The following is a 17915-nucleotide window of genomic DNA, read 5'->3' as shown; positions in this document are numbered from 1 at the left end:
CTCACCACCACAACCCAGGAGAATGTCATGTTGAAGCGATTGAGTGCGGTTCTGGTCGGCAGCGTTCTGCTCACGAGTGCTGCGTCTGCCCAGGAGACCACGATCAAGTTCACGCTCGGCTGGAAGACCCAGGGCTCTGACGCCGCGTTCTTCTACGCCAAGGACAAGGGCTACTTCAAAGAAGAAGGCCTCAACGTCGTCATCGACCAGGGCGAAGGCTCCGGCGCCACCGTGACCCGCATCATGTCGGGCGCGTGGGACGCCGGCTTCGGCGACGTCAACGCCATCATCCAGAATGCCTCGACGCGGCCGGCCGACGCGCCGGTCATGGTCTACATGATCTGGAACCAGCCTCCCTTCGCGATCGTCGCCAAGAAGACCAGCAACATCAACTCGATCAAGGATTTCGAGGGCCGCACGCTGGGCGGCGCGCAGGGCACCCCGACGACGCGTCTGCTGCCGGTATTCATCCAGAAGAACAGACTGGAGGCCGACAAGATCAAGGTCACTAACATGGCGCCTAACCTGCAGGAGCCGATGCTGATCAAGGGCGACATCGACGCCGCTTTGGTGTTCAACATCACCAGCTACTTCAACCTGGTGCTGAACCGCCAGGATCCCGACAAGGACTTCAAGTGGTTCTCGTTCGGCGACTACGGCATGGACCTGTATTCCAACGGCGTCATCGTGTCGCAGAAGATGATCGCGCAGAATCCGAAGGCCGTCGCTGGCCTGGTGCGCGCCATCAACAAGGGCATGATCGCGGTCGCCAAGGACCAGAACGCGGCGATGGCCTCGGTGGTCGCCTTCGACAATCTGATCGATGCGCCGGTCGAGAAGCGCCGCCTGCAGTACTCGTTCGACAAGCTGATCGTCTCGCCGGAGATGAAGGAAATCGGCGTCGGCGACATCAAGGACGACCGCATGACCCGCGCCATCGGCATGGTGGTCGAAGGCTACGACCTCAAGCGCACGCCGGTGGTCAAGGAAGTGTTTTCGCGCGAATTCCTGCCGCCGCGCGCCGAGCGTGAGCTGACCTACACCGCGAACTGAGACGGCGCTCGGGAATGACCACGCGCCTGCTCGCGACGAATATCTTCACCGGCACCGATCGCGGCGTCGTGTCATCTGCAGCCGTCTGCTACGACGGCGGGATGATTACGGACGTCGCGGCCGATGCCGGGGAGGCGTCGGGCAATACGCTGGTCATTCCGGCGCTGATCAACGCCCACGACCATGCCCGGCCGTCGATCACCTCGTTCGGTGCGTCGGGCATGCCGCTGGAAACCTGGATCGCGCGCTCCGCCTTCGGCACCCCGCCGGATCCCTATCTCGCGGCGGCGGTGTCGCTGGCGCGCTCGGCGCGGGCGGGCTGCGGCGGCGTGATGATCCACTACACGCGGCCGAGCGGCACGATGCCGATCGTCGATGAGGCGGTCGCCATCGCGAAAGCCGCTTCCGATGTCGGCGTGCGGCTGGCTTTCGCGCTGGCAGTGCGGGACCAGAACCCGATCGTCTATGGCGACGAGACCGACGTGCTGGCGACATTGCCGGCAGCGGCGCGAAGCACGATCGAGGAGATGTTCGTCCGGCCCGCTACGAAGCCATCGGACTATATCGAGCGTGTCGAAGCCATCGATGCCGCGATTGCCGGGCCGATGGTCGACGTGCAGTTCGGCCCGGCCGGTGTGCAATGGTGCTCGCGCATGCTGCTGGAGGCGATCGCGGAGCGTTCCGCGGCCACCGGGCGGCGCGTCCACATGCATTTGCTGGAGACCATCTACCAGCGCGCCTGGGCGGATCGCGCCTTTCCGGACGGCATGGTGCGCTATCTGCGCGACATCGGCCTGTTGTCGCCGCGGCTGACGCTGGCGCATGGCATTCACGCCCGGCCCGACGAACTCGACATGATCGCGGAATCCGGCGCGACCCTCGTCACCAATTTTTCGTCCAACCTCCACCTGCGCTCCGGCCGCGCACCTATCGCCGATGCGTATCGTCGCGGCTGCGCCGTCACCTTCGGCATCGACGGCGTGGCGCTCGACGAGGATGACGACGCGATCCGCGAGATGCGATTGGTACGGATGTTCCACGATGGCGAAGGGTTCGAGCGCACCTGGAGCAATGCCGGGTTTCTCGAGCTGACGGTGCGCAACGGTCGCCGCGCGATCGGCGCGCCGGGCAGCGGCGCGCTGCAGTCGGGCAACGCGGCGGACTTTGTCGTGCTCGACATCGGCCAGCTCGACCGCGACGCCATCCTGCCGGTCGATCCGCTCGCCATGCTGTTTGCGCGCGGCAATACGGGCTGCGTGCGCGACGTCGTGGTCAATGGCTGCGTCATCAGCCGCAACGGCCAGCCGACCGGGGTCGATCTTGACGCGATGGAAACCGAACTGCGAAAGATGTACCGCGCCAATGTGCCGCGTTACCGCGAATTCGAGCAGGCGTGGACGCCGTTCGAAGGCGTGGTATCGCAGTGGTTTCGCAGCCAGGGCTGCTGCTAGATTAGCTTTTTGAGGAGATTCGACATGGCCGACCCGATCGACGAAACCGCGCAGGCCGCCGATATTGTGGAGCGCTATCTCGTGGCGTCGATGATCCCCGACCCGGAGACAGCAGCGACCTTCATGAGTGACGACGTTCGCATCACCTTTACCGGCGGACGGAAAATGTCGCATCCGCGCGAGACCGCGGGCTTCAATGCCAAGCGCTACAAATGGGTGAAGAAGAAGATCGAGCGCAGCGACGTCTCCCCCGGCGTCAGCGAGACCATCGTCTACAATATCGGCACGCTATATGGCGAATGGCCGGACGGCACGCCGTTCGAGGGCAATCGCTACGTCGATCGCTTCGTGGTTCGCGGCGGCAAGATCGTCGAGACCGATGTCTGGAACGACAGCGCCGAACGCATTCTGACCCGTCACGGCATCGACGGCTGACGCTTCACCACCACAGATAGGTTTTTCATGTTGTTCGACTACGTGCTGCGCAATGGGCGCATCGCCGGTGCTGGCGCCGATCCCGTCGATATCGCGGTTGCTGACGGCCGCATTGCCGCGATCGAGGTGCACTCCACGATGGCGGCGCGCGACGCCTCGCGCGACATCGCGCTAAATGGCCGGTTGCTGGTGCCGGGCTTCATCGAGACGCATATCCATCTCGACAAGTCCTGCATCTCGGAGCGCTGTACCTGCCGTACCAATACGGTTTCGGAGGTGATCGCTTCGGTGGCCGCCGCCAAACGCGATTTCACCGAGGAAGACATTTACGAGCGCGGCAGCCGCACTCTGCAGAAGGCGATCGTGCAGGGCACGACGCGGATGCGGACCCATGTCGAGGTCGATCCGCGCATTGGTCTCATGGGCTTTCACGCCGTCGCAAAATTGAAACGCGATTTCGCCTGGGCAATCGATCTCGAACTCTGCGTGTTTCCGCAGGAGGGCCTGCTCAACGATCCCGGCTGCGACGAACTGCTGGTCGAGGCCTGCGAGACCGGCGCCGGTTCGATCGGCGGCGCGCCCTATATCGACAGCGATCCCAACGGCCAGATCGCGCGCATCTTCGAACTCGCCAAGCGCTACAATCTCGACATCGATTTCCATCTCGATTTCGATCTCGATCCCTCCTGGATGCATCTCGACGACGTCTGCCGGCAGGCCGACGCCTATGGCTGGGGCGGCCGCGTCGCGATCGGCCATGTCAGCAAGCTCTCGGCGCTGGCTGCGCCGGCGCTGAAGCAGGTCAGCTTGAAACTGGCGCGCTCCGGCGTCGCTTTGACGGTGCTGCCGGCGACCGATCTCTATCTGATGGGCAGGGGCTCCGACCACCTTGTGCCGCGCGGCGTGGCGCCGGCGCATCTCCTGCTGGCGGACGGCGTGACCTGTTCGATCTCCACCAACAACGTGCTGAACCCGTTCACGCCGTTCGGCGATTGCTCCTTGGTGCGGATGGCCAATCTCTATGCCAACGTCGCGCAGGCCGGCCAGGCGGATGAACTCGCGGCCTGCCTCGACATGGTGACGTCGGGGCCGGCGAAGCTGATGAATTTGACGGACTACGGAATCGTGGTCGGCAATCCGGCTGACATCGTCGTACTGGACTCGATGAGTGCCTCGGCCGCCATAGCCGAACTCGCGCAGCCGCTGATGGCCATGAAAAACGGCCGCATGAGTTTCACGCGGCCGGTGCCGGAAATTTACTGGCCGCAGTAGATCGCTTAGTGCAGCGACGCGCCGGCTTCGCGCTCCCTCTCCCCGTCGGGGAGAGGGCTGGGGTGAGGGGGCGCCGGCCCATCATTGGAAACGAAGAGCCCTCACCCGACCGGCTACGCCGGTCGACCTCTCCCCAACGGGGAGAGGTCAACGGAGTGCTGTCGCTAAAGTAAGTTTATACAGCGTTCTACTTCGCGGCTGTGATCTCGAACTTCAGCGTGCCGATGCCATCGACGCCGCATTCGACCTTGTCGCCGGGCTGCAAGGCGGCGACGCCGGCCGGGGTCCCGGTGAGAATCACGTCGCCGGCGCCGAGTTCGACCTGCAGCGACAGCTTCGCGATGATCTCGGCGATGTTCCAGATCATCTCGGAGAGATCACCCTTCTGCCGCTCGGTGCCGTTCACCGACAGCCAGATCTTGCCCGCGGAGGGATGGCCGACCTTGGCGGCCGGCACCAGCGCGCCTGTGGGCGCCGACATGTCGAACGACTTGCCGATCTCCCAGGGCTGCTCTTTCTTGCGCGAGATGGTCTGCAGGTCGCGGCGGGTGAGATCGACGCTGACGCCGTAGCCCCAGACATGGTCAAGCGCCTTGTCGGCGGAAATGTTGAGCCCGCCGCTCTTCAGCGCGACCACCAGCTCGACCTCGTGCTGCATGTCCTTCGTCAGGGTCGGGTAAGGGATGCTGCTGCCATCCGGCACGACCATGTCGGCATGTTTGGCGAAGAAGAAGGGAGGGTTGCGCTCGTCATTGCCGAGTTCGCGAATGTGCTCGAGATAATTGCGACCGACGCACCAGACGCGGCGGACCGGAAACTTCTTGTCGTCGCCCTGAATGGCGATGGCGGCCTGCGGCGGCGGATCGATCACGAAGGATGTCGTCATGGACGGTCTTTCACAGATTTGAACAGGGGAGTTACGTTACGTCGGCGCGTCGAGCGGGGCCAGCGAACTGGCATCCCGATGCTGCAATCGGAAGAACGAGGCGTAGCGGCCATTCTTCCTCAGCAGATCATCATGCCGGCCGCTCTCGACGATCTCGCCGCCTTCGACCACCAGGATGGCGTCGGCGTGCATGATGGTGTGCAGCCGATGCGCGATCACGATGGTGGTGCGGTTGCGGCAGAGATGCTCGATGGCTTCCTGCACCGACTTCTCCGATTCCGAATCGAGTGCCGCGGTGGCCTCGTCGAGCAGGATGATCGGCGCGTTCTTCACCAGTGCGCGGGCAATGGCAACGCGCTGGCGCTGGCCGCCGGAAAGCTGCGCGCCGTGCTCGCCGACCGGGGTCTGGTAGCCCAGCGGAAAGCCCATGATGAAATCATGCGCGCAGGCGGCCTTGGCCGCGGAGATGATCTCGTCTTCGGTGGCGCCGTCGCGGCCGAACGCGATGTTCTCGTAGATCGTGCCGCGGAACAGATAGACGTCCTGGCCGACATAGGCGGTCTGCTGCCTGAGAGAGCGCCGCGACACCGTGGAGATCGACTGGCCGTCGATGGTGATGTCGCCCTCGTTGAGGTCGTAGAGCCGCAGCACCAGCGCCAGCACGGTCGACTTGCCGCCGCCGGAGGGGCCGACCAGCGCCGTGACGCGGCCGGGCTCGGCGACGAAGCTCATGCGGTTGAGCACGATCTCGTTGGGACGATAGCGGAAGGTGACGTCGTGCAGCTCGACGCGGGCCTCGTTGAGCTTCAGCGCCGGCTTGTGGTCGTCATTCGGCTCCGAGGCCGGGCTGTCGACGATCTCGAGCAGCATCTGCGCGCCGATCAGGCTGGAATTCAGATCGATGTTGAGCCGCGCCAGCCGCTTGGCCGGCTCGTAAGCGAGCAGGAAGGCGGTGAGGAACGAGAAGAACTGGCCCGGCGTGGCGCCCATCGCCACCACGCGGTAGCCGCCATACATCAGCGATCCCGCAATCGCAAAGCCGCCGAGCGTCTCCATCAGCGGGCTGGAGCGGTTGGAGACCCGCGCCATCTTGTTGGCGTTCTTTTCCACCGCGGTGATGCTGGCTTCCATGCGCTCCTGCATGGTCTGCTCCAGCGTGAACGCCTTGACGGTGCGGATGCCCTGCAGCGATTCCTGCATCGTCTCCATGATGTCGGCGGTCCCGGTGAACTGGGTGCGGGCGAGGCCCTTGATGCGGCGCACCAGCTTGCGCAGGATCAGCATCGCCGGCGGCGCGATCAGGAAGCCGAACAGCGCCATATAGGGATCCTGCATCAGCATCACGCTGACCAGCGCGATCAGCGACAAGAGATCGCGGCCGATGGCATTGATCAGCAGGCTGAGCACCTGCGTCACCGACGCGGCGCCGGCATTGAGCCGGTTGAGGAATTCCGAGGAGTGCCGCTCCGAGAAGAAGCCGATGCTCTCGCTCATCAGCTTGGCGAACAGCCGGCGCTGGTTGTTGGCGAGAATAGCGTTCGAGATTTGCGACAGGATCACGGTATGGCCGTAGGTCGCAGCCCCCTTCAGGATGAAGATCAGCAGCGTGACGCCGGACAGGATCGCGATGCCGCGGACATTCTTGTCGACATAGGCCTGGTTGATGACCTCGCCGAGCAGATAGGCCGCGCCCGCCGTGGTGGCGGCCGAGACGCCCATCAGCGCGAAAGCGAGCAGATAGCGGCGCCAGTAGGCGGTCGCCTGTTCCATGACCAGGCGGCGAATCAGGATCAGCGCGCCATACGGGTCGTCGGTAATTTTCTTGCGAGAGATGGTGGCCATCCGCGTTCCAGCGACGGGCGCGGGCAGGGATTTGCCGGGGCGCCGGAGCAGGCTCTGAAGCAGCCGTCTCATTGCCCGCTAAATCGGTGACTTTCAAGCCGAAACCCGTCGGGGGGACCCGGCGGACGCGGCCAATCAGGCGGATTTCGCCAATCTTTCAACGCCATGGCGGTCCTGGTGGAGCTTTTCCTCCCATGCCAGCGCGTGCCGGGCGATGGTCGCAAGATCGTCGTAGCGCGGCGTCCAGTCCAGCGTGGCGCGGATCCGGCTTGTGTCGGCGATCATGGTGACGATGTCGCCGTCGCGGCGCGGCGCGTATTGCACGGCAAAGTTTCGGCCCGAGGCCCGGCGCACCGCCTCGATCGTTTCCAGCACGGAATGGCCGCGGCCGTAGCCGCAGTTCAGGGTGGTCGAGGGGCCGCCCTGGCGCAGGTAATCCAGCGCCGCGCGATGCGCCTCGACAAGGTCGCTGACATGGATGAAATCGCGGATACAACTGCCGTCCGGGGTCGGGTAATCGGTGCCGAACACGTCGATCTTGCTGCGCTGGCCGGTGGCGGCCTCGACCGCCATCTTCAGCAGATGCGTGGCGCCAACGGTGGCCAGCCCGGTGCGGCCGAGCGGATCGGCACCGGCGACGTTGAAATAGCGCAGCACGACGAAATCCATGCCATAGGCCGGCGCGATGTCGTGCAGCATGATCTCGGTCATCAGCTTGGACGAGCCATAGGGCGACAGCGGCCGGGTCGGCGCATCCTCGGCGACCGGGGTCTTATCGGGGTTGCCATAGACCGCCGCGGTCGAGGAAAAGATGAAGCGGCGCACGCCGGTCTTGACGGCGACGTTGAGCAAATTGCGCGTCGTCATGGTGTTGTTGCGGTAATAGCTGAGCGGATCGCGCATCGATTCCGGCACCACGATCGAGCCGGCGAAATGGATGATGGCATCGACGCCATGCGCGGCGATCACGCCCTCGACCAGGTTCTCGTCGGCGACGTCACCGATGAACAGCGGCACGCCTTCCGGGAGGTACTGCGAGAAGCCGGTCGACAGATTGTCGATCACGATCACGCTCTCGCCGGCTTCCACCAGCGTGTGAACCATGTGACTTCCGATGTAGCCGGCGCCGCCGGTGACAAGAATGGTCATTGCTCGTTCCCACTTTTCAATGTCGGACGCAGGCTAGCCATTCCCGGGTGAAGAGTGGGTTTCGACGGATGGTAACTGGCGGCTATGCTTAAGGATGGGTATAGCGGGTGCGTCGAAATGGAGTGATGTGTGCCGATCGCGAGCAAAATGGCCGACAGGCTGCAGGTGGTTGTCACCAACCTGCACTGGCGCTATTCCGGCGTGACCGCCACCAACCGGATGGTGGCCCCGCATCTGGCGAGCCTGATCCGCGCCGGCTGGCTCGGTTCCGACGCGCCCGAGGGCATTGCGCGGCTAGGCTGGCGCGATCTGCTGCGGCTGTGGCTGCGCCGCCAGCCCTTGATCTGGCACGCAAGGCGCAATGACGAGATGATCGCGGGCGTCCTGTTGAAGGCGCTGGGCTGGCCCTTCAAGCTGCTGTTCACCTCGGCTGCGCAGCGCCATCATAGCTGGATCACGCGCTGGCTGATCCGGCAGATGGACGCCATCATCGCGACATCAGAGATTTCGGCGTCCTATCTGAAGCGGCCGGCGACCGTCATAACCCACGGCGTCGATACGCAGACCTATGCGCCGGCCCCCGACCGCGCTGCGGCCTTTGCACAGGCCGGTCTGCCGGGCCGCTACGCGATTGGCTGCTTCGGCCGCGTTCGCGCGCAGAAGGGCACCGATCTGTTCGTGGACGCGATGTGCCGGCTGTTGCCGCTGTACCCGGATTTCACGGCGGTGATCGTCGGCGAGATCACGCCGGAGCACAGCGGCTTCGCCAATGGTCTGCGGCAGCGCATCGCCGCGGCAGGCCTGCAGTCGCGCATCATCATCCTCGGCGAGTTGCCGATCGCGGACGTCCAGCGCTGGTACCAGCGGCTGACGATCTACGCCTTCACCTCGCGCAACGAAGGCTTTGGCCTGACGCTGATCGAGGCGATGGCCGCTGGCGCCGCGCTGGTGGCGACGCGGGCGGGCGCTGCGGAGATCGTGGTGGAAGACGGCGTCAGCGGCGTGCTGGTGCCGATCGACGATGCCGCAGCACTGGCGCAGGCGATCGAACCCTTGATGCGCGAGCCTGCGGCCGCCGAGGCGATGGGGGCGCGCGCGCGAACGCGCGTTCTGGAGCAGTTCAGCGTCGAGGCGGAAGCAAAGGCGATCGCCGAGGTCTACAAGACGTTGATCTAGGCGCGGTCCGTTCCCCGGACGCGATGCGATACGAAGTATCGCCTCGCAGATCCGGGGCCACGCTTGGCGCGGAAGCAACCGGGATCCCGGATCTGCGCAGCAGCGTGAAGAACGCTGCAGCGCGTCCGGGAAACGAGACGCAGGCTAAACCTTCGCCAGTATCTCCGCGACGAACGCATCCAGATCGCCGCCGGCGAACAGGTAGCCCGGCAGCTTCGCCGCTAAGGCCGCCTCGATGTCCGTGTCGCGGTCGCCTATCACGAAGCTGCCGGCGTGCTGCACCGGCCAGTGCTGCATCAGGTCGAGGATCATGCCCGGGCTCGGCTTGCGCCAGGGGTGGTCTTCGAGATAGCCGGCGACCGAACCGCCGGGATAATGCGGGCAGTAGCGGACGTCGTCGATGCGGGCGCCCTGCGTGAGCAGCTCGGCGCGCATCCAGTCGTGCAGCCTGTGCAGGTCCGCTTCAGTGAACAGGCCGCGCGCGATGCCGGACTGGTTGGTGAACACGAACACATGGTAGCCGGACTCGTTCAGGCGGCGGATCGCCCGGGCCGCATTGGGCATCCAGCGGATCGCTTCCGCCTGGAAGACATGATGGTCGTCGTGATTGATGACGCCGTCGCGGTCGAGGAAGGCGGCGGGTTTGGCTTGACTCATTGCTCGCCCATTCCATTCGGGAAGTCGGCCAGCACGCGCGCGGTGATGTCAGCGACATCGGTCGCCGGAATGTCGCGCATGCAGGCGTGGTTGTTGGCGGTGCAGACCGGGCGGTGGCACGGCTGGCACGGCACGAAGGTTTTGGTCTGGACCGTCGCCGCCAGCGGATTGAGCGGCCCCCAGAGCTGCGGCGAGGTCGGCCCGAAAATGCCGATGGTCGGCGTGCCCAGCGCAGCCGCGATATGCATCAGCCCGGAATCATTGGTGACGGCGACGCCGGCGGCGGCCATCGCCACCACGCCGTTGCGCAGGTCGGTGCCGGTAAGATCGCGCACTTTCGGGCCGCCCGCGGCCGAAATCTCATCGGCCAGGCCTTTTTCGCCGGGGCCGCCGATCACCCAGACGTCGAGCCCGCGTTCGACCAGCAGTTTTGCGGCCTCGGCATAATAGCTCCAGCGCTTGGAGGGGCCGACCGAGCCCGGGCCCAGCGCCACCGCGGGGGCGGTGCCAAGGCCGTGCGCCTCGCGCCAGCGGGCGATCTCCTCGGCCGGCACGCGCAGCTGCGGCACCGGCCATTCCGGTGGCAGCCTGGTGCCTTCCGGCAACGCCAGCGCGCATTTCTTGTCGATCATGCGCGGCAGCTTCTTCTCGCCCCAGCGCCACTGGTTGATCAGCCCGAACCGGACCTCGCCGACAAAGCCGACGCGCTCGGGAATCCCCGCCAGCGCTGGCGCCAGCGCCGATTTCCAGGTCCGCGGCATCACCAGCACGGTGCCGTAGTTTTCCGCGCGCAGCTTCGCCGCCAGTTCCCACTGCTTCGCCAGCGCCAGCCGGCGGCGCGGCAGGTCCCACAACACGCCACGGCGCACGCCGGGCATGTAATCGACCAGCGACTGCACCTGCTTGTTGACGAGAATATCGACCGGCCGGTTCGGCCAGCGCTCCTTGAGCACCCTCACCACCGTATGGCCGCGGACGAAATCGCCGATCCACATATAGGGAATGATCAGGATCGGATTTGTGTCGTCCGGATCCACCCTCACGCCATCATATTGTGAATTCTGATTCATGAAATCAACTGCGCTGTCGCAAATGTTGCCAAAGTCGGTAGCTTTTCCGGTCCCGCAGGACAAGCCACCCGGAGAATGCTTCCCGAAGTGTCGCCTATCGTCACCCCCATGGCCGCCGGGACGTTGCCTGCGGGCCGGTACTGGGGCAAAGGTGGCGGCGCAAAACAGAGGCGGGGATTTCATGCTGCTGGTGACCGGAGGGGCCGGTTTTATCGGATCGAACGTCGTGGCCGCGCTCAATGACGCCGGCCGGGCGGACGTCGCGGTGTGCGATTTTCTCGGCCATGATGGCAAATGGCGCAACCTCGCCAAGCGCCAGCTCGCCGATGTGGTGCCGCCGGGCGAGCTGATGGCCTGGCTGGCCGGCCGCAAGCTTGATGCCGTCATCCACCTCGGCGCCATTTCCGAGACCACCGCCACCGACGGCGACCTCGTCATCGAAACCAACTTCCGCCTCTCGATGCGGTTGCTGGACTGGTGCACGCAGAACGCCGTGCCCTTCATCTACGCCTCCTCGGCATCGACCTATGGCGATGGCGCGCAGGGTTTTCGCGACGACGACAGCGTCGAGGCGCTGAAGGCGCTGCGGCCGATGAACCTGTACGGCTGGAGCAAGCATCTGTTCGACATGGCGATCGCCGAGCGCGCGGCGCGCGGCGAAAAGCTGCCGCCGCAATGGGCCGGGCTGAAATTCTTCAACGTGTTCGGGCCGAACGAGTACCACAAGGGCTCGATGATGTCGGTGCTGACGCGGCGCTTCGATGACATCAAGGCCGGCCGCGGCATCCAATTGTTCAAGTCGCACCGCGACGGCATTGCCGATGGCGACCAGCGCCGCGACTTCATCTCAGTCGAGGACGTCGTCCGCGTCATGATGTGGCTCTTGGCATCGCCGCACATCAGCGGCATCTTCAATGTCGGCACCGGTGAGGCACGCAGCTTCAAGGACCTGATGCAGGCCGCCTATGCCGCGCTCGGTACGGCGCCGCTGATCAGCTACATCGACATGCCCGAGCAGATTCGCGACAGCTACCAGTATTTTACGCAAAGCGAAGGCGACCGGTTGCGCGAGGCCGGCTATAATGGCGGCTTCACGTCGCTGGAGGATGCGGTCGGCGCTTATGTCAGGGGCTATCTCGATCAGCCCGATCGCTTCCGCTGAACGCAACAGGTACCCGTTTGATGTTCGATTTCGACGCCCTGTCGCATGCGATTGCCCGCCAGACCGTCCTGTGCGTCGGCGATCTGATGCTCGACGAATTCGTCTATGGCGAGGTGTCGCGGATTTCGCCGGAAGCGCCCGCACCGGTGATCGCGGTCCAGCGCAGCGAGATCACGATCGGCGGCGCCGGCAATGTCGCGCGCAACATCGCGGCGCTCGGCGCCACCTGCATTTTTGTCGGCCTGATCGGCGACGACGAGGCCGGGCGGGTGCTCACGGACAAGCTCAAGCAGGAGGACCGCATCGAGGCGCTGCTGGTCACCGATCCCTCGCGGCCGACGACGCGAAAAGTGCGCTTCGTGTCGGAGCATTTCTCCACCCATATGCTGCGCGCCGACTGGGAGCAGGCCTCGCCAGCCTCGGCCGCGATCGAGCAGCGGCTGATCGACACCATCCTGCCGCAGCTTGCGCGCGCCGACATCGTGCTGCTGTCGGACTACGCCAAGGGCGTGCTGACCGCGCGGTTGCTGCGCAATGTCATCGACGCGGCCAGGAAGCTCGGCAAGCGCGTCATCGTCGATCCCAAGAGCGCGAATCTGGCGATCTACCGCGGCGCCACGCTGCTGACGCCGAATCGCAAGGAATTTGCCGAAGCCACCCGCAGCCGCGCCGACACCGATGCCGGCATCGCGACCGCCGCGCAGGAGGCGATGATCCTTGCGGATTGCGAGGCGATGCTGATCACCCGCAGCGAGCACGGCATGACCTTGGTGCCGCGCGACGGTGCTGCGATCCACGTGCCCGCATTGCCGGTGAAGGTGCGCGACGTGTCCGGCGCCGGCGACACCGTGGCGGCGATGCTGGCGGTGGCGCTGGCCGCAGGCGCGGATTTCGAGACGGCGTTGCGCGCGGCCACCGCGGCTGCCGCCGTCGCCGTCGGCAAGACGGGCACCGCGGTGGTGACGCCCGGCGAATGGCGCCGCAAGATCCTGCCGCATGCGTTTCTGGCCGCCGAGGAAAAGATCGTCGCCGCCGCCGATCTCGACGCGCAACTGGCGGAATGGCGGGCGCAGCAATTGCGCATCGGTTTCACCAATGGCTGTTTCGACATATTGCATCCCGGCCACGTCAAGGTGCTGACCGCGGCGCGCGCGACCTGCGACCGGCTGATCGTGGGCCTCAACTCCGACGCCTCGGTGAAGCGGCTGAAAGGCCCCGAACGCCCGGTGCAGGACGAGCGCGCCCGCGCCGAAGTTCTGGCGGCGCTGGAGGCGGTCGATCTCGTCGTGATTTTCGAAGACGACACGCCGCTCGCGCTCATTACGCAGATCGCCCCGGCCACCCTGGTCAAGGGCGGCGATTACACCCGCGAGCAGGTGGTCGGCCACGAAGTCGTCGCCGCCAATGGCGGCGAGGTCATCCTGGTCGATATCCTCAAGGGTTTCAGCACGACCTCGCTGGTCGAGCGCGCCCGCGGAGGGCAGCGATGAACGACAATCACTTGTTAGATCGGTTTGCGTCCTGATGTCCCGGATTTTCAACTTCACCTGGCGTAACTGGATCATCGCGCTGCATGACGCGCTGGTCACGGCACTCGCCGTGATCCTCAGCTTCGTGCTGCGCTTCGACGGCGAGAACCTGTGGGACCGGCTGCCATTGCTGCTGACGATCCTGCCGTACTTCCTGATCTTCAGCTTTTTCGTCTGCTACATGTTCAGTCTGACGACAACGAAATGGCGGTTCATTTCGCTGCCGGACCTGTTGAACATCCTTCGCGCGGCTTCCGTGCTGTCGGTGGCGCTCTTGGTGCTCGACTACATTTTCCTGGCGCCGAACGTCTACGGCACCTTCTTCCTCGGCAAGACGACCATCGTCATCTACTGGTTCATCGAGGTCGCCTTTCTCTCGGGGCCGCGGCTGGCCTATCGCTATTTCCGCTACACCCGCACCCGCAATCTGGCGCGGACCATGGACGCGGCGCCGACGCTGCTGATCGGCCGCGCCGCCGATGTCGAAGTGTTTCTGCGCGGCGTCGAGAGCGGCGCGGTGAAGCGACTGTGGCCGGTCGGCATCCTGTCGCCGTCGCCATCGGACCGCGGCCAGACGTTGCGCGGCGTGCCCGTGCTGGGCGGCATCGACGACCTGCCCAACGTGGTCGAAGACTTCAACGGCCGCGACCGGCCCATCGAGCGCGTGGTGATGACGCCGTCGGCGTTCGAGACCGATGCGCAGCCGGAATCGGTGTTGATGCGAGCGCGCAAGCTGGGCCTGATCGTCAGCCGGCTGCCGTCGCTGGAAGAGAGCCGCGACACGCCGCAGCTGGCGCCGGTCGCGGTCGAAGACCTGCTGCTGCGCCCCAGTGTCAAGATCGACTATGCCCGGCTGGAAAACTTCGTGCGCGGCAAGGCGATCGTCGTGACCGGCGGCGGCGGCTCGATCGGCTTTGAAATCTGTGACCGCGTCATCACCTTCGGCGCGGCACGCCTGCTGATCATCGAGAATTCCGAGCCGGCGCTGCACGCCGCCACCGAAAAGCTCGCCGCCAAGGTGACGCATGCGGTGATCGAGGGCCGGATTGCCGATGTCCGCGACCGCGAGCGCATCCACGCGTTGATGCTGGCGTTCAAGCCGGAAGTCGTGTTTCACGCCGCGGCGCTGAAACACGTGCCGATCCTCGAGCGCGACTGGGGCGAGGGCGTCAAGACCAACATCTTCGGCTCGGTCAATGTCGCCGACGCCGCGCTGGCGTCTGGCGCTGATGCCATGGTGATGATCTCGACAGACAAGGCGATCGAGCCGGTGTCGATGCTCGGCCTGACGAAGCGCTTTGCCGAGATGTACTGCCAGGCGCTCGACGGCGATGCCTCCAGCGGCAGCGAAGCCAAGTCGCCGATGCGGCTGATCTCGGTGCGGTTCGGCAATGTGCTGGCGTCCAATGGCTCGGTGGTGCCGAAGTTCAAGGCGCAGATCGAGGCCGGCGGCCCGGTGACCGTCACGCATCCCGACATGGTGCGCTACTTCATGACCATCCGCGAAGCCTGCGACCTCGTGGTGACGGCGGCGACGCACGCCATGAACGCGCAGCATTCGGACGCCTCTGTCTATGTGCTCAGCATGGGGCAACCGGTGAAGATCGTCGATCTCGCCGACCGCATGATCCGGCTGTCCGGCCTGCAGCCGGGCTACGACATCGACATCGTGTTTACCGGCGTGAGGCCGGGCGAACGGCTCAACGAAATTCTATTCGCCAAGCAGGAGCCGACATCGGAAATCGGCATCGCCGGCATTCTGGCGGCGCGGCCGCACGAACTGCCGCTGGATACGCTGAAGACCTGGCTGGCGACGCTGCGCACGGCCATCGACGCCGACCAGCACGAGGCCGCCGTGGCGATCCTCAAGGACGCCGTGCCGGAATATCAGGCGGGGGCGGAGTAGCTGGGTAGCCCGGATGACAATCCGGGGCCGGCCTGTCCGTCGTTGGCGTTTTACCCGGATTGCATCGCCTTACGCTCCGCGTACGCCGATTTCATCCGGTCTATAGGTTAACGTGGCGTCAAAAACGCCCGCAGAACCATAGCAACCGCAATGGCGCCCAGCGCCAGCAGGATCACGTTCGCCATGGTCGACGTGAAAGACACCGAAAACCCCGCCAGCACCGCCAGAGCGATGTTCAGCCCGAACACCGTTCGCACCACCTCGATCACCGCAAAGCCGTTATCCGTCGCGCGCTGATAGAAGTGCGAGCGATGGGCCATCCATACCGCCTCGCGCCTGGCTGCCCGGCGCAACAGCGTCAAGGTCGCGTCGGCAAGATAATACAGCGGCAGCAGGATCGCCGCGACGAGGTGGCCGGCAAAGGCCAGTTCGACGAAGCACCAAGCCAGCAGCAGCCCGATCGGCAGACTGCCGACATCGCCGAGAAAAATCTTCGCCACCGGCCGGTTGAACGGCGCGAAGCCGAGCATGGCCCCGCCAAGCGCGCCCGCCACCAGCGCGGCCGCCGGCGACAGCGCGCCGAACAGGCCGAACAGCGCCAGCGCCGCCGTGACCGGGATCACTTCGGCGGCCGTGATCCAGTCCAGCCCGTCCATGAAGTTGACGAGGTTGACGAACCACAGGCCGGCGACCAGCAGCACGAGGCGTTCCAGCCATAGCGGGCAGGCCGGTACGATCTGCAGACCGGTGGGCAGGGCGTAGAGTACCGCGCCGACCGCCGCGGCCTGCAGCAGCAGTCGCGGCGCCACCGGAATTGGCCGGATATCGTCGATCGCGCCGATGACCGCCATCAGCACCGTGGCGGCAAACAGAACGCCCAGCGACGGCAGCGCCTCAGGCAAGGCCATGGCGATGGTTGAGCCGGCCACGGCCAGCGCCGCGGCGATCACGGCCACGCCGCCGCCCTGCGGGGTCGGGATCCTGTGCGAAGAACGCGCATTCGGCCGGGCCAGCGCATAGCGCGCCAGCAGCGGGCGGATCGCGATCAGGATCACCGCCGACAGCAGGGCCGCAGCGACCACGGCGCCCGCAAGCGCGATCATGACAAGTGAAGACATCGGGACATACACAGGCGAAGAATGAGATGGATCGGCAGGCTGCCGCTGTTCTATCGCGTTTTGCCGGGATAGCCACTGCCCGGGAGCCGCCTTGGGGCCGTCGCATTGCCAACATCTCCGCCGGCTACCTCTTGCAGTGTCGCCGATCGCGGCTAGAAGGACGGGGGGCCGTTCTGCCGACCGTTGCCGGTCGAGGCGCATTCTCTGGAGAATCGATGTCGGACTCATCCATCCTCGTCACCGGTGCCGCGGGCTTCATCGGCTTCCACGTCGCCCGCCAGTTGCTGGCGGAGGGGCATCGCATCGTCGGGCTCGACAGCCTCAATGATTATTACGATCCGGCGCTGAAGCTGGCGCGGCTCAAGCTGCTGCAGGACCATTCGCAGTTCGAATTCATCAAGGCCAACCTCGCCGACCGCCCGGCGATGGCCTCGCTGTTCGCCGAGCGAAAATTCCCGGTGGTGATCCATCTCGCAGCCCAGGCCGGCGTGCGCTATTCGATCGACCAGCCGCATGCCTATGCCGACGCCAACCTCGAAGGCTTCCTGAACGTGCTGGAGGGCTGCCGGCACAATGAATGCCAGCATTTGATCTATGCATCGTCATCGTCGGTGTATGGCGCCAACAAGAAGAAACCGTTTGCGGTCACCGACCGCGTCGACAACCCGATCAGCCTGTACGCCGCGACCAAGAAGGCCAACGAACTGATGGCGCATTCCTACAGCCATCTGTACCGGCTGCCGACCACGGGCTTGCGCTTCTTCACGGTGTACGGCCCGTGGGGCCGGCCGGACATGGCGATCTTTCTGTTCACCAAGGCGATCCTCGACGGCGTGCCGATAAAACTGTTCAACCACGGCCACATGCGCCGCGATTTCACTTACGTCGATGACGTCGCCGCGGTGATCGGGCGGTTGATCGGGCATGTGCCGACGGGCAGCGACGATGCCGCGCCGGCGCGGCTCTACAATGTCGGTAACCACAGCCCGGAAGACCTGTTGCATGTCGTCACGGTTCTGGAGAAGCAACTGGGGCGCGAGGCGTTGAAGACCATGCTGCCGATGCAGCCCGGCGACGTGCCCGAGACCTTTGCCGACGTCGACGATCTGATGCGCGACGTCGGCTTCAAGCCGGACACCTCGATCGAGGACGGCATCCGGCATTTCGTGACGTGGTATCGCGGCCATTACGGCATCTAGCAGGGGACTG

Annotated in this window: 15 protein-coding genes; 9 read left to right on the top strand and 6 right to left on the bottom strand. The window is 65.2% G+C overall.

The window, feature by feature from the left end; all coding sequences use genetic code 11:
- Positions 1–27: 27 nt before the first annotated feature.
- The 4 genes from FIU28_RS18260 to FIU28_RS18245 are packed head-to-tail and all read left to right on the top strand — an operon-like array spanning position 28 to position 4211.
- Complete coding sequence (locus FIU28_RS18260; RefSeq protein WP_143574607.1) at positions 28–1053, top strand: ABC transporter substrate-binding protein; 1026 nt, start codon at positions 28–30, stop codon at positions 1051–1053.
- Between the two features lie 14 nt (positions 1054–1067).
- A complete protein-coding gene (locus FIU28_RS18255) occupies positions 1068–2504 on the top strand; it encodes an amidohydrolase family protein (RefSeq protein WP_143574606.1) in 1437 nt (478 codons plus the stop codon).
- A 24-nt stretch (positions 2505–2528) separates the two neighbouring features.
- A complete protein-coding gene (locus FIU28_RS18250; protein WP_143574605.1) occupies positions 2529–2939 on the top strand; it encodes a nuclear transport factor 2 family protein in 411 nt (136 codons plus the stop codon).
- 27 nt (positions 2940–2966) lie between these two features.
- Complete coding sequence (locus FIU28_RS18245) at positions 2967–4211, top strand: amidohydrolase family protein (protein WP_143574604.1); 1245 nt, start codon at positions 2967–2969, stop codon at positions 4209–4211.
- A 187-nt stretch (positions 4212–4398) separates the two neighbouring features.
- Here FIU28_RS18245 and FIU28_RS18240 read toward each other — a convergent pair whose 3' ends face one another.
- From FIU28_RS18240 to galE, 3 genes are all read right to left on the bottom strand, one after another.
- Positions 4399–5097, bottom strand: coding sequence for a fumarylacetoacetate hydrolase family protein (locus FIU28_RS18240; protein WP_143574603.1), 699 nt, complete (start codon positions 5095–5097; stop codon positions 4399–4401).
- Positions 5098–5133: 36 nt separating this feature from the next.
- Positions 5134–6939, bottom strand: a complete 1806-nt coding sequence (locus FIU28_RS18235) for an ABC transporter ATP-binding protein (RefSeq protein WP_143574602.1) — start codon at positions 6937–6939, stop codon at positions 5134–5136.
- Positions 6940–7074: 135 nt separating this feature from the next.
- Positions 7075–8088 carry a UDP-glucose 4-epimerase GalE gene (gene galE, locus FIU28_RS18230; protein ID WP_143574601.1) on the bottom strand — a complete coding sequence of 338 codons (1014 nt, stop codon included), beginning with the start codon at positions 8086–8088 and terminating at the stop codon, positions 7075–7077.
- 147 nt (positions 8089–8235) lie between these two features.
- Here galE and FIU28_RS18225 point away from each other — a divergent pair, with 147 nt between their 5' ends.
- On the top strand, positions 8236–9264 hold the full coding sequence (locus tag FIU28_RS18225; protein ID WP_143576266.1) for a glycosyltransferase family 4 protein: 1029 nt from the start codon (positions 8236–8238) through the stop codon (positions 9262–9264).
- Positions 9265–9408: 144 nt separating this feature from the next.
- Here FIU28_RS18225 and FIU28_RS18220 read toward each other — a convergent pair whose 3' ends face one another.
- Complete coding sequence (locus FIU28_RS18220) at positions 9409–9921, bottom strand: D-glycero-alpha-D-manno-heptose-1,7-bisphosphate 7-phosphatase (RefSeq protein WP_143574600.1); 513 nt, start codon at positions 9919–9921, stop codon at positions 9409–9411.
- Positions 9918–10991 carry a lipopolysaccharide heptosyltransferase II gene (gene waaF / locus FIU28_RS18215; protein WP_143574599.1) on the bottom strand — a complete coding sequence of 358 codons (1074 nt, stop codon included), beginning with the start codon at positions 10989–10991 and terminating at the stop codon, positions 9918–9920. The genes FIU28_RS18220 and waaF overlap by 4 nt, the downstream gene beginning before the upstream one ends.
- Before the next feature lie 181 nt (positions 10992–11172).
- Between waaF and rfaD the strand changes: the two genes are divergently transcribed.
- From rfaD to FIU28_RS18200, 3 genes are read left to right on the top strand one after another with little or no spacing between them, the layout of a single operon-like run.
- Positions 11173–12153, top strand: a complete 981-nt coding sequence (gene rfaD / locus FIU28_RS18210) for an ADP-glyceromanno-heptose 6-epimerase (RefSeq protein WP_143574598.1) — start codon at positions 11173–11175, stop codon at positions 12151–12153.
- 20 nt (positions 12154–12173) lie between these two features.
- Positions 12174–13643 carry a D-glycero-beta-D-manno-heptose-7-phosphate kinase gene (gene rfaE1, locus FIU28_RS18205; RefSeq protein ID WP_143574597.1) on the top strand — a complete coding sequence of 490 codons (1470 nt, stop codon included), beginning with the start codon at positions 12174–12176 and terminating at the stop codon, positions 13641–13643.
- Between the two features lie 34 nt (positions 13644–13677).
- Complete coding sequence (locus FIU28_RS18200; protein WP_143574596.1) at positions 13678–15588, top strand: polysaccharide biosynthesis protein; 1911 nt, start codon at positions 13678–13680, stop codon at positions 15586–15588.
- A gap of 107 nt (positions 15589–15695) precedes the next feature.
- Here FIU28_RS18200 and FIU28_RS18195 read toward each other — a convergent pair whose 3' ends face one another.
- Positions 15696–16706 carry an MraY family glycosyltransferase gene (locus FIU28_RS18195; RefSeq protein WP_143574595.1) on the bottom strand — a complete coding sequence of 337 codons (1011 nt, stop codon included), beginning with the start codon at positions 16704–16706 and terminating at the stop codon, positions 15696–15698.
- A 215-nt stretch (positions 16707–16921) separates the two neighbouring features.
- On the opposite strand from FIU28_RS18195, the gene FIU28_RS18190 reads away from it, so the two are divergent.
- Positions 16922–17905, top strand: a complete 984-nt coding sequence (locus tag FIU28_RS18190; protein WP_143574594.1) for an NAD-dependent epimerase/dehydratase family protein — start codon at positions 16922–16924, stop codon at positions 17903–17905.
- The last annotated feature ends 10 nt before the right edge of the window (positions 17906–17915 follow it).

It is taken from the genome of Tardiphaga sp. vice154 (assembly GCF_007018645.1).
Taxonomy (GTDB): Bacteria; Pseudomonadota; Alphaproteobacteria; order Rhizobiales; family Xanthobacteraceae; genus Tardiphaga.
The sequence above is the reverse complement of the archived record's forward strand: the minus strand, read 5'-3'. Positions and strand labels throughout refer to the sequence as shown.